Source organism: Myxococcus sp. RHSTA-1-4, from assembly GCF_020037125.1.
Classification (GTDB): domain Bacteria; phylum Myxococcota; class Myxococcia; order Myxococcales; family Myxococcaceae; genus Myxococcus.
Genome location: NZ_JAIQDG010000044.1, coordinates 1 through 11,925, shown reverse-complemented (window position 1 = coordinate 11,925; position 11,925 = coordinate 1). Strand labels below are relative to the sequence as shown.

The window sequence follows — 11,925 nt, the reverse complement described above, 5'->3', positions numbered from 1 at the left end:
GGCTCTGCACCGGTTTTGCACTGGCAGCGAGGCTCACGGGTGGAGGAGGTTCCCATGCGATGGATGCGCACGTTGACACTGGGTGTGCTGGCGATGCTGGGCGGCTGTACCGAGAGCAAGGTGGAGGAGGAGCTGGACATCGTCCTGAGTGGGCGGCTCGTTGACGAGGCTGGCGCGCCGCTCCCGGAAGCGTTGCTGAAGCTCTACCGCAGCGAGAACTCCTCGTGCGCGTTCGCGGCCTTCACGTCGAGCTGGAGGTCGGTGAAGACCCGAGCCGATGGCACCTTCGAGCTCGACCTGCTGGGGGCGGACACCCGCAACGGGAGCATCGCGCGCTGCTTCGTCGCCCGCTCGCCCGCGCAGTCCCAGGGAAGGCGCGTCTCGGCCTACTTCCTCATCCAGCAGTCGGAGGTGGCGCTGCCCGCCTTCCAGGAGTGGACCGGCACGCTGACGGCCACCGCGGAGGCGCAGGGGGTGAGCGTGGGCTTCCGGCCCCTGTCCGCCACCCACGGTGCCGGGGATGATGAGCACGTGTTGTCCATCCGCGCGTCGGGCGGATGGGATGCCTGGCAGGTGCTCAAGGCCTCCTCGCCGGTCCACCTGAGCGACTACGTCCTCGAGGACGCGGAGGGGCTCAAGGCCTCCGTCAACGTCGAGCGCGTGGCGAAGGCGGGGGGCGTGACGGTCGGCCTCGAGTACTCCAGCGATGATGTGGCCCTGCCTCGCCGCGCCCTCGTCCCGGTGAGCCGTGGCGCGGCGTGCACCTACCTGAACGCCGAGCCGCCCTGCCGCATCACCAGCGGCGACCTCGACGGGCTCGTGCTCTTCCAGTCTGGAGTCCGGGAGGTCGCCGTGCAGCTCTCGCGGTCCGTGGTGCCGCGCAAGGCCGTGCTGCGCAACTTCCAGGTGTCGGGCACCATGAACGAGCTGGTGCTGGAGGGCAGCGCCGACGGCACCCAGTGGATGCCCCTGGCCAACCTGCTCGGTGGCGCCGGCGTGCAGCCCTTCATGGAAGTGGACCTCACGGGCACGACACCGGTGTCGCAGGTCCGTGTGCGGGCAACCCCGCGGGATACGACGGGAGACTTGCGCTCGCTGGGGCAGTTCTCCCTCTTCGAGTAGCGGCCCGCCCGCGGGGGGAGCCGGGTCCGCGACGGCGGCACCGGGCTCCAGCCCCCGCCCTGGAGCGCACGTCATCCGGGCGGGGGGCAGCGGGCAACAGGCTTCGCCTTTCAGCAGTGGCACCGCTTCGCCCACCGCGAGGCGTTCGGCAACGTCATGGAGGGGCCCCTCACGGTGCGGGGGAGAGGGCCTCGAGCAGGGCCTGGGCGGTGAGCTGGGGAACGGCGATCATGGCATCGTGGCCGGAGTCGATGTCGAGGAAGCGGAAGCCGCGCTGGCGAGCCTTGTCGAAGAAGGGGGCGAGCGGGTCGGTGCCGAAGGCCTGCAAGAGGCCCTCGCGCTGGGAGCAGCGGATGTAGGTGCCCGGGAGGGTGGAGGGGCCGCGGTGGAGGGGGAGGGGCTCGTTGAGGGTGTGCAGGGGGTGGGGGACGCGGCGGGGCTGGGCCCATTCCACATCCTCGGGGCGGGTGACGCCCATGACGTGCAGGGGGAGGGGGGGAAGGAGCCACGCCTCCCCCTGGGCCTGGGCGAGGGACTGGAGGACATCGGCGGTGCCCTCGGAGAAGGCACCGCTGGCGGCCTGTCCAGGGTCCGGCAGGTGGGCATCCAGGTAGACGAGGTGCCGCAGGCGGCCGGGGAGGCGGTCAGCCACGCCGGTGATGACCATGCCGCCGTAGCTGTGGCCGACGAGCACGACGTCACGCAAGTCCTCATGCTCGAGCACCTGGACGATGTCCTGGACATGGGTGGCGAGGCTCACCTCACGGGAGAGGAGATGGTGGCGCTCGCCGCTGCCGGTGAGGGTGGGGGTGAAGACTTCATGGCCGGCCTGGCGCAGCAATGCCCGGACATGCTTCCAGCACCAACCGCCGTAGAAGGCTCCGTGGACGAGGACGAAGGTGGCCATGCTCGGGCTCCAGGTGTGAGGGGAGTGCGTGGGGGAGTATGCCTTGGAACGAGCCGGCGGCAGGGCGTTCGTGGGTGAGAGGGGGCCTCACTTGCAGACACCGCGGTGCGTGATGAGCGTGAAGGCGCGCCGCCGCGCTGGCACGCCTGGAAATCCGCGAGACATTCTCACGTAGCACCCCGCCCTCAACCTGGGCCTGCCCCCTGGGAGCCGCACTTGCGCGGCCCCAGCACCTCCACTCCGGGGCACCCAGGGAGAAGCCAGATGAGACGCAGTCCCTTCCGTACCGGCCTCGCGGCGCTCGCGCTGCTGGCCTTGCCGGCGATGGCGCAGGGCGACAGCCACTCCGAGGGCAGTGGCGCGTGGGGAGCACCGGCCCCGCCCACCAGCAACGTGCTCCGCAGCTCGCGGACCGTCACGCGGACGCCCAGCCGTTCGTGCGCACGCTGGAGGGCAGCCTGGAGCGGCGCGGGCTGGCCGAGCAGCGGCGTCAGCTCCAGCGCGAGGTACGAGCCCAGGCGCAGCACCTCCCGCCGCTCCGGCGTCTGGAGCACGTGCTGCCGCGCCAGGGTGAGCGCGCCGGTGATGAGGGTGAACTGCAGTACGCCCATGAGGTAGAGGCGCGGAAGCATCCGCGGCCCGCTCACGGCTCGCTTCCCGCCACCAGCATGTAGCCCGCGCCGCGCACCGTCTTGAGGAGCCGGGGCCTGCGCGGGTCCTGCTCCAGCTTCTGGCGGATGCGGAAGATGTGGACGTCCACCGCGCGGTCGAACACCTCCTCCGCGCTGCCCCGGGCGAGCTCCAGCAACCGCTCGCGCGTGAGCACCTGTCCGGTCCGCTCGGCCAGCACGCGCAGCAGGGCGAACTCGTGAGGGGTGATGCCCAGGGGCCGTCCGTCGAGAGTGGCCTGGAAGCTGCGCGTGTCGAGCGCCAGCCCGCCCACCCGCAGCGTCCCCAGCTCCGGCCCCGCCCTGCCGCGAGCCCTGCGGACCTGCGCGTGGATTCGCGCGAGCAGCCCCCGCGAGGAGAAGGGCTTGGAGAGGTAGTCGTCCGCGCCCAGCTCCAGGCCGAGGACGCGGTCCGCCTCCTCGTCCCGGGCCGTCACCATGATGATGGGCACGTGTGAGCGCCGCCTCAACTCCTGACACACCGCCAGGCCATTCCGGCCCGGGAGCATGACGTCCAGCAGGACGGCGTCGAAGGGGCGCTGCACCGCCTCGAGCAGCGCCTGCGTCCCCGAGCGCACCACCCGCAGGGCGATGCCACGGCGCTCCAGGTAGCGCGCCGTCAGCCGGGCCAGCTTCTCGTCATCCTCGGCGAGCAGCACCTGGAGGGGACTGTCTCCCACGTTGTCCATGAGAGCCGGCAACACGCGGCGCGTGAAAAGGTTTCGCGAGGCGCCGGTGCGCACAGGGCCACCCCTCCAGCCCTCACCCCCAACTGGCCTCCTCTTCGCCCTATGCGCAAGCGGAGCTTCACGTGACGGGGGACACGGATGAGGCACTGGCCGAGTCGCTCGTCGCCGGAATGCCCTGCACCGGGCTCACGCGGAAGATGTGACGAGCCGGCGCTACGTCGTCGCGACCAGCAGCTCCTCCGAGTTGGTGGGCGGACGAAGACCATCGGCGCGACCTGCGAAGTAGCGCTCGGCGAGAGCAGCCGCCGACACGTGCTTCACGTCTCGGAAGCCGGTTTCGCGAGCCAGCGCGAGCATCTCCTCCGGCGTGAAGAAGCTGATGAACGGCGTGCCGTTCGCTCGCGCGCCCCGCGCCGCTGCCTCGATCCCGGGGCGCACGTCCGGGTCCGCGAGCTCGATCGGCAGCATGAACGACATGACGAGCGTGGAGCCTGGTGCGAGTGCCGCGATCTGGCGCAGCGTGGCCGCGATGGCGTCCTTCGTGAGGTACATACTGACGCCCGTGGAGGCAACGAGCGTCGGCTGCTTCGCGTCGAAGCCCGCCGCTGCCAGCCGCTCCAACCACGCATCGCCGCGCTCGAAATCGACCGGCACGAGCCGAAGGAACGGCGGGACACCGAAACCAAGGTCGACGAGACGCTGGTGCTTCCACTCCTGGGGACCCGGCTGGTCGACCTCGAACACACGGAGGCGGGAGGCGAGCTCCGGCCGGCGCTGAGCGAAGGTGTCGAGGCCCGCTCCGAGGATGACGTACTGCACGACACCGCGAGCGGCTTGCTCCTCGAGGAGAGCTTCAACGAAGCGCGCGCGAGCCACGATGGAGGCGCGGAAGGGCCGCGTGAACGGGCTCATGTCCGGTCGCTTCTGCCAATCGGCGTCCGGCGCCGCGAGGGCGAGGCCGATCTTGTCCTCGAACACGTGCGGCGCGGGATCGGTCAGCACGTGGAGCGCGCGCCACAGCGCGACGCGGACAGCGGTGTTGTCGGGAGCGAGGGGCGACGCGTCAGCCATGATGATGCTCCTTCTTGGCTCCTTCGGGCAACGGCGCCTGCACGCTGAAGTGGCGGCCATCGGGATCGGCCAGCAGCAACTCGAGAACGTCCCAATGTTGCGGTTCGAAGGGGCGCACGACGGTGCCCGAACTCGGAGGTGAGAACTGCGCGGCGTCGCGTACCGTGAGCACCGGCTGAAGCTGGAGCGGCGAGCCCTCGGGGCGCTCGGCGATGAAGAGGTACGGTCCGCCGCTTGGATGTCGAAGCTGGCCGGAGTGGTGATCCGTCTCGAACTCGAGCTCGTACCCGAGTGCCTTCCAGAACGCGACCGTCTTGCCCCAGTTGTGCGTTTCGATGAGGAGTCCTGCGACTCCGTTCGTCGTCATGGCTTTCTCCGTTTTTGTGACTGCTTGTCGAGGTAATCGCGCAGGGCGGTGGCCACGATCGCCGACAGCGACTGCTCGGTCTCCACGGCGTGGTGCTTCACCTCGCGAATGAGGGCGGCCGGCAAGTACACGTTGAACTGCTTGACGTCGTCGGCCATCGACACCTCGCATCTAGGATGCTAGCAAGCTAACAAGCTAGCATCAGCCGCGCAACAGCCGCTCGCACACCGTCGGTCGCCAACGCGCGCAAGTTCGAGGAGGTCGAGCTCTCCCTCAAGAGGGGAGGAACTGGGGCCGCAAGGAGTGTCTCAAGTCCCGCAGACTGATCGGCGTCCTTGTCATTTCGCCGCAGCGTCCCCTCGTCCAGCCGGGAGTCCGAGAGGTCGCCGTGCAGCTTGCGCGGACCGTGGTGCCGCGCAAGGCCGTGCTGCGCAACTTCGAGGTGTCGGGCACCATGAACGAGCTGGTGCTGGAGGGCAGCGCCGACGGCACGCAGTGGATGCCCCTGGCCAACCTGCTCGGCGGCGCCGGCGTGCAGCCCTTCATGGAAGTGGGCCTCACGGGCACGACACCGGTGTCGCAGATCCGCGACGGCGGCACCGGGCTCCAGCCCCCGCGCTGGAGCGCACGTCATCCGGGCGGGGGGCAGCGGGCAACAGGTCGGCTTCGCCGCGGAGGTAGATGGCCTGGGGCTCAGGCGCCTGGTGATGGCGGCGTACACGTGCCCATTGACGGTGCACGAGGCGTAGCGCGCTACAGCAGCGGCTGCGCTGGACGGGAGTGGACGTCCGGGCTCCTCCCAGAAAGCAGCCTCGGTGCGCCTTGCTGGAGGGCTTCTCCCTTGGGTCCATGCAAAGACCCGACGTCTGGCTTTACGTAGAAGGATGTGCCTTGTTGCTGCCTCGGCCGATCGCGACCAGCCAAGGCAGGCAATCCATTGCAGCCGCAGGAATCACAGATTCTGTTCCAGGAACTCCTGGATCATTCCTTCACCAATATAGACGTTCCCGCGAAGGCTTGTGAGAATCGCGAGTGTGCCATCCAGGAGCTTGATGTTGCCTTCAACGAACGGCACATCGTCTCGCTCGCTGTTGGCGATGGTGACTTTCTTGATCTTGGCCTTGAAGGCGTCCTTGCCGAAGTCATCTGCGCATACCTTCTTCAGGGCGTTCTCCAGATGCGAGAAGAAGTACTCTTTGACGTACTTGCATTCGTCGCGCAGAACCCAGTCAGGGTCCGTGGTGTTTTCGACTGAAGTCCAATCGACCTCAACCTCAACCTCGGTGTTGGTGATGCCTCGGACAAGGCCCTGAAAACCACTGACATAGGGGGTGGTCTTGAAGTTGTTCAGGGTACGTCGTTGAGCGAGGTTCAATGGCATTGGTGGATCCTGTCGAGTAATTGCGAGAAGTGAATTGTAGCGTTTGATTTGGGTGTTAGCGAGGATTGAATACACCTTCACACAGATGGAGTAAAGTGCGCACCGTTCGAGCTTGGGGAGTCCCCACATGCGGATGGCGCTGCGGCAGTAGCGAGGTCCGGGTGTCATGACCCGTATCGTGGAGAACCGCTCCCTTCGCGACGTTCGGCCCTCGGATGTGGGGATTACCCTCGTGGAGAGAGCGCGCGCGGCCGGGCCGGTGGGGAACGGCGTCGCGCGGTTGCTCGGGTGAGCGCGCTCGGAGCCCGCCCCGTCGCGGCGCCCTGCTCACGCAGACGTGCGAGCAACTCCGTGACGACGGGCCGCACGGGCGCGCGGGCGCGGAGCACCGCGTAGATGGGGTTCGCCAGCTCCGGCTTGCCCCAGCCCACGCTGCGCAGGCCCTTCACGTGCCCGAGGCAGAAGTCGGGCACGACGGCGACGCCCTCGCCGCGGGCCACCAGCGCCAGCACCTCCTCCAACTCCTCGAAGTGGGCCACGGAGTGCCAGCGCGGCTGGCGCCGGCCGAAGTGGTGACCGAGCCAGCGGCCGACGACGTAGTCCCCGTCGTCGTACGTCACCAACGGCACGTCCTGAAAGTCGGTCTGCTCACGCAGACGCCGCGCCCACGTGGGCCCGGCCGCGAGCACCAGCCGCTCCTCGTACACGGGCTCCAGCGACAAGCGTGGGTGCACCGTGGGCTGGTACGTGAAACCCACGTCCACCTGGCCTTCCAGCACGCGCTGGAAGACGCCCTCGGCGGGAGGGAAGCGCAGCGTGAGCTGGTTGCGCGGATGCGGGGACTCCAGCAGCAGGGGGAAGAGGACGTAGCGGCCGAAGCCCGCCACCGACACCACCTCCAGCGGCCGGTCCTCCTCCACGCCGGAGAGGACGGAGTGCACGTCGCGCGCGAAGCCGCCGAGGAATCGGAAGAGCCGGTCCGCGAGCGCCGTGGGAAGCAGCCGCGCCGAGCGCCGCTCGAAGAGGGGCGCCCCGATGGCTTCTTCGAGGCGCTGGAGCTGATAGCTCACCGTGGGCTGCGTGCGGTGCAGGCGTCTCGCGGCCGTGGTGATGCTGCCCGTCTCGTAGACCCTGATGAAGGTGCCCAGGAAGGGGAGGTCCGGGAAGTCCATGGAGGATTTCTATGGCTCGTGTCTGGAACTATCGATTGGCGTGTGAGGCCCGGGAAGGCGCAGCTTTCTCCCATGCCGAAGTCCCTGCCACTGCTGCTGCTCGCAACACTCTGCGCCTGCACCCATTCCCCAGTCATGCCCACTCCGACTCCCGCCCACCGACAGCACGCCACCCCGGAGGAGGCGGTGCAGGCGTACTTCCGCGCCTCGGATACCCGCTCCAGCCAGACGCTGCGCTCGGCCTTCCACCCCAGTGCCCTCATGCTCCAGGTGGAGCGCGACGGCGGCGCGCTGCGCAGGGTGACACAACTGGAGTGGTGGCAGCGGCTGGACTCCAGCGCGTCTCCGCCCCAGCCCGCCACCGAGCGCCACCTGAAGGTGTTGGACAGGGAGGGCCCGCTCGCGCTGGTGGAGGCGGTGTCCCGCTGGCCGGGCCACGCCTTCGATGACCTGATGCTGCTGGTGGAGACGCCCGGGGGCTGGCGCATCGTCGGCAAGGCCTTCGAGCGCATCGAGGTGGGTGAGCAACTCCCCTCGGTGCCGTCCGCGGAGGGGGACATCCGCGCGGTGCTGGCCAGGAAGATTGAGGCGCACGCCGCCTACAGCCCCGCGCTGCTGCACCAGACGCACACGCCGGACTGCCCGTACTACCGCGTCCACGTGAAGGGCATCCCCTTCGACTGGGTGACGCTCTCCGAGGCCGCGGCGGGCTACGCCGACCACCAGTCTCGCGGCGAGACGGACCGGGAGAGTCCGTGGCGCATCCTCGCCGTCGAGGTGCGGGGGAGCATCGCGGCGGCGAAGCTGGATGTGGTGTTCGAGGGCGTGCGCTACATCGACCACCTGCTGCTGGTGCGCGAGCGCGGCACGTGGCGCATCGCCGCCGCGGCCTGGGGAGACCCGAAGGCCGGGGGGCGCTGAGGCTCCTCTGCGAGAGAGTCCCGCTCGGAGTCGCTGGGACCCAAGCTGGCGCGCCGCGTCTGCGCCAATTGCGCGTGACTCAGCGCTTCCGCTTCGTCGCTGGCGCGTCGCTGGAGTCGTTCGCCTTGCGTTTCGGCTTCCTCGCCGCGGTCGCGACGCCGTCCGTCTCCATGCTGCTGGACATGACGTTGCCCTTGTCGTCCTTGGTGAAGACGCGGTCGTCCTTCAGCAGCCGGTCCGGCGCGTAGGTCTGGTGGGCGTCGTGGAGGCGCTCCGCGCGGGAGGTGGGCTTGCCGTGCTTGTCGAGCGGCGCGTCGAAGCCGGTGCTCACCTTGGTGTTCTGCGTCCGGTCCCCCACGCGCAGGTTGCCCGGCGCGTCGAAGGTGTCCTTCATCACGCCCTTGTACGCGTCGAAGCGCTTCGCCGGGGTGTCCCCGGTGACGCGCTGGCGGCTGTCCTTTCCCTGGAGCGCGGTGAGCGTTCCCTGCATCGCGTCGCGGCGCTTGTCCAGGACCTGCTTCTGGGTCAGCTCACCCTGGCGCTCATTGAGGGTGGCCCGCGAGTAGCCCTGTGTGCGGCCCACGCTGGCGGCCTGCTGCGCCAGTCCCTGCGCCACCTGCTTCTTCGCGGCCTGGGAGGCGGGGTCCTTCTTCAGCGCGGCGAGCCCGTCCTGGGTCCGCTTCGCGCCTTCCTGGAAGCGCAGCGTCTCGTGGTTGAGGACGTTCTGCCCGGTGCCCGCCGCGATGACGTGGTTGATGCTGGCGTTGGGCGCGTTCTGCCCGGTGCGCTTCGCCGTCAGCTCCTGGGCCGTGAGCGGACGTTTGGAGGACTCGGCGGCCTTCACGAAGGTGCTGTGCGAGCTGCTGTACTGGGACAGGCGCGTCAGCGCGTTCTGCTGCGTCTTGCCCTTCCCGTGCGTGCCGTAGTGCTCGAGGAGCTTCTTCTTCTGCGCGTCGCTCAGGTCCGCGGTGGGCCCGTACTTCACCTGGCTGCCCACCTTCGTCGAGCCGGTGCCGACCTTGAAACTCGTTCCCTTCAACTTCATGTGGAGCTCCCCGAACGGACTCCGGGTGGGAATTCACCCGGCTTTCGGAGATATTATCGCCGCAGTGCGGCAAAAGCGGCTTTGTCGGAGAAGACCGTACGATTTCAGGCGTTGGCCTGCGCCGCCCCGGTGGACTGCTCGTCCACCACGCTCGCTGCTGGTGACAGCGCGCACCTCATGGGAGGGCCAGCCTGGGCTGGCGTGTACCCCAGGGGGGCTGCGCGGCCTCTCCACCCGGCCTGGCGTTCAGGCTCCACCCGTCAGCGGCCCTCCTCGGCCCTTCTGCTCCAGCCCTCACCCCCAACAGGCCTCCTATTCGCCCGATGCGCACGCACGTGCTCTACACGTCCTTCTTCGTCTTCCCGCGGGTGGCGCGTGGGCGCTGGCGGCCGAGGAGTACGTGCGGATGCTGGGCGCGGTGCTGGTGGTGAATGCAGTGGTTCGTGTCCCGAGCAGACTGCTACCTCACCGCGTTCCCGCGGTTCTGGCGCGGACCGGTCAGAACACAACCCGGGCAACACCTCCCGGTCGAATCGCTTCGTTCTTCATCAGTGCTCAGGCCGGCGGCCTTGGCCCCGCGGGCCGATTCCAGGGCCGGTGTCTCCTCGGCTTGAGTCCGCTCATCGGTCTCATGCCCGGGGGGCCCCATGTTCCGCTCCACCACCGCCGCGCTCGCGGCCTGTGCGCTGTTGTCTGGCTGTGCCTCCGTGCCCCGGCCGCCCGAGCGGGCCGCGCCCCTCGCCATCCCCGAGTGGCCGCTGGCCTCCTGCCAGCGTGGAGAGTTGAGGCACGATGACTCGCTTCCCCTCTGGCCCTGGCACTGTGGTGAAGCCGTGGTCATGGCGTATGCGCTCGAGCCGGCCCCGCCTTCGGACAATCCGTTGGTGAGCGAGCTTCTCCGGCAGGGATACAGCCGCCAGGCGCCTGTTCGCCTCGACCTGCCGGGTGGCGCGGTGGAGGCACTCCGGCTCTCGAAGCGAGAGGCGGCCTCCGGGGAGGAATGGACCGCATACGTCGCGGAGCGCCGCTTGGAGGAGGAGTTGGTGCGTGTGGTCTCCTGTGCCTCCCGGGAGGGTGCCGGAGGCCGCGCGCGATGTGAGCAGTTGATGGACGGCTTCTTGGAGGACGGCGTGCCAGCTCGCCAGGAGCCTTCGGAGTTCACCGCCCGGAAGCTGGAGGCCTTGCTGGGCCGGAAGGTGGCGCTGCCCGGGGACTGCGTGCTGGAGAGCGGGCACGGAGCCCGGGGCGGAGCCTTGAGATGCGAGGAGCGGTTGGAGCTCGTATGGGAAGACAGGGACGAGCCTCCAGAACGGACCGCCGCGGCGCTGCGCATGGCCTTGGACGAGGCTGGGGACGTGACGGCGTCCCAGGCGCTGACGTGCCTGCTGCGGGGCCGCCGCACTCCCTGCGTGCGCGTGACGGGGGAACCGCCGTGGGCCGGCTACGTGGGCGTCTTGCCGGAGCAGCCGGCACTGCTCGTCGAATGCAGGGCCTCGGACACCGCGGCGGAGATGCGGGCCCTCTGCGATGAGCTCTTCCAACCCGAGCCGCCCGCGTCCTCCACCCGGTAGTGGAGTCCGGGGCCCCCGCTATGGCGCGCTCCGGCGTGCCTTGAGGAAGCGGTAGATGCCGAGGCCGATGAGCAATACACCCACATTCATGCCCACCTGTGAGCCGATCGCCGAGACCCACCAGGCGGCCCTGTGTCCGGGCGGGAGCGAGGACAGCCCGCGGCTGATGGGTGTCCAGTGCCAGCCCTCGAAGTGGTTGTCCTCGTAGTCCATGAGCAGCAGGCCATTGAAGGCCATCAGCACCCAGGAGCCCACCACCAGCAGAACCCCCAGTGCGATGCTCCGCCAGGGCCGGCCCCTGCTGGCTGTGACGGCTGGGGTGTTCACGTTCATGGGCTTGCCTCCCCCGAGGCGAACAGTTTCGCCTTTCGCAGGCGCACCTTCAGCACGCAACTCCAGCGCGTGCACACGGTCATACGCGCGCGCATATACCTCCGCGAGGAGGAAGGTCGTCCGACACATCTCCACGATGCGGTTGGCGGCCTGATTCAGGACGCGGATGAGTCCTGCCGCGAAGCCACTTCGGCCGCGCAGTCGCAGGAACGGCATCTCCGACTTGTTCGGAGTGCCCGGAGCCTGAGGGCGCGCGAGGCCCCAGCCTCCGCTTTCCCGCCATGTCGCCCCCCCCGGCCGCGCAGGTCTGGAATGGAGCGTCCGTTCCGAACGGCCTTCCGGGCGCTCTCCATTCATCGGACCCGCCTCCCCGGCATGCCCCCTGCGCCGCTCGGGCCCGTAATGGAACTTCCATTTCCGCGTGGCAGGTCATGCTCTCACCGCTCATGGGCCCTGCCCCCCCCCGCCCGGACTGTCAGCCCTCTCTTGAGCCGTGCAGGTCCGGAATGGAAGTTCCATTCCGCGTGGCCTGCCACGCGCTCGCTACTCATGGGCCTGGCCTCTCCATCTTGTCAGCTCCCCCTTCTCGGGCTGCCCTGCACGGAATGGAGCCTCCGTTCCGAGTGGCCCGCCACGCGCTCGCCACTCATGAGCCTGGCCGCTCCATCTTGTCAGCTC

General features: G+C 69.0%; 13 protein-coding genes. 3 read left to right on the top strand and 10 right to left on the bottom strand.

Annotation, left to right across the window (positions count from 1 at the left end; translation table 11 throughout):
- Positions 1–63: 63 nt before the first annotated feature.
- A complete protein-coding gene (locus K8638_RS38870; protein ID WP_223759797.1) occupies positions 64–1,122 on the top strand; it encodes a hypothetical protein in 1,059 nt (352 codons plus the stop codon).
- A 169-nt stretch (positions 1,123–1,291) separates the two neighbouring features.
- Here the strand turns inward: K8638_RS38870 and K8638_RS38865 are convergent, their stop codons facing one another.
- The 8 genes from K8638_RS38865 to K8638_RS38830 all read right to left on the bottom strand — a co-directional run bounded on the left by K8638_RS38865 (position 1,292) and on the right by K8638_RS38830 (position 7,377).
- The gene (locus K8638_RS38865; protein WP_223759796.1) at positions 1,292–2,029 is read right to left on the bottom strand and encodes an alpha/beta fold hydrolase; all 738 of its coding nucleotides are present in this window, start codon (positions 2,027–2,029) and stop codon (positions 1,292–1,294) included.
- A gap of 185 nt (positions 2,030–2,214) precedes the next feature.
- On the bottom strand, positions 2,215–2,661 hold the full coding sequence (locus K8638_RS38860) for a hypothetical protein (protein WP_223759795.1): 447 nt from the start codon (positions 2,659–2,661) through the stop codon (positions 2,215–2,217).
- Between the two features lie 11 nt (positions 2,662–2,672).
- On the bottom strand, positions 2,673–3,386 hold the full coding sequence (locus K8638_RS38855; RefSeq protein WP_223759794.1) for a response regulator transcription factor: 714 nt from the start codon (positions 3,384–3,386) through the stop codon (positions 2,673–2,675).
- Between the two features lie 213 nt (positions 3,387–3,599).
- The gene (locus K8638_RS38850; protein ID WP_223759793.1) at positions 3,600–4,457 is read right to left on the bottom strand and encodes a class I SAM-dependent methyltransferase; all 858 of its coding nucleotides are present in this window, start codon (positions 4,455–4,457) and stop codon (positions 3,600–3,602) included.
- On the bottom strand, positions 4,450–4,824 hold the full coding sequence (locus K8638_RS38845; protein ID WP_223759792.1) for a hypothetical protein: 375 nt from the start codon (positions 4,822–4,824) through the stop codon (positions 4,450–4,452). Before K8638_RS38845 ends, K8638_RS38850 begins: the two co-directional genes overlap by 8 nt.
- Entirely contained in the window at positions 4,821–4,982 is a 162-nt protein-coding gene (locus tag K8638_RS38840) for a ribbon-helix-helix protein, CopG family (RefSeq protein ID WP_223759791.1), read from the bottom strand. Before K8638_RS38840 ends, K8638_RS38845 begins: the two co-directional genes overlap by 4 nt.
- A gap of 794 nt (positions 4,983–5,776) precedes the next feature.
- A complete protein-coding gene (locus tag K8638_RS38835; protein WP_223759790.1) occupies positions 5,777–6,205 on the bottom strand; it encodes a hypothetical protein in 429 nt (142 codons plus the stop codon).
- A gap of 224 nt (positions 6,206–6,429) precedes the next feature.
- Complete coding sequence (locus K8638_RS38830; protein WP_223759789.1) at positions 6,430–7,377, bottom strand: LysR family transcriptional regulator; 948 nt, start codon at positions 7,375–7,377, stop codon at positions 6,430–6,432.
- 72 nt (positions 7,378–7,449) lie between these two features.
- Here K8638_RS38830 and K8638_RS38825 point away from each other — a divergent pair, with 72 nt between their 5' ends.
- A complete protein-coding gene (locus K8638_RS38825; RefSeq protein ID WP_223759788.1) occupies positions 7,450–8,298 on the top strand; it encodes a nuclear transport factor 2 family protein in 849 nt (282 codons plus the stop codon).
- 79 nt (positions 8,299–8,377) lie between these two features.
- Here the strand turns inward: K8638_RS38825 and K8638_RS38820 are convergent, their stop codons facing one another.
- On the bottom strand, positions 8,378–9,343 hold the full coding sequence (locus K8638_RS38820; RefSeq protein ID WP_223759787.1) for a hypothetical protein: 966 nt from the start codon (positions 9,341–9,343) through the stop codon (positions 8,378–8,380).
- A 647-nt stretch (positions 9,344–9,990) separates the two neighbouring features.
- On the opposite strand from K8638_RS38820, the gene K8638_RS38815 reads away from it, so the two are divergent.
- Positions 9,991–10,914 carry a hypothetical protein gene (locus K8638_RS38815; protein WP_223759786.1) on the top strand — a complete coding sequence of 308 codons (924 nt, stop codon included), beginning with the start codon at positions 9,991–9,993 and terminating at the stop codon, positions 10,912–10,914.
- An 18-nt stretch (positions 10,915–10,932) separates the two neighbouring features.
- Here K8638_RS38815 and K8638_RS38810 read toward each other — a convergent pair whose 3' ends face one another.
- Positions 10,933–11,247: a hypothetical protein gene (locus K8638_RS38810; protein WP_223759785.1), complete on the bottom strand. Its 315-nt coding sequence runs from the start codon at positions 11,245–11,247 to the stop codon at positions 10,933–10,935.
- Between the last annotated feature and the right edge of the window lie 678 nt (positions 11,248–11,925).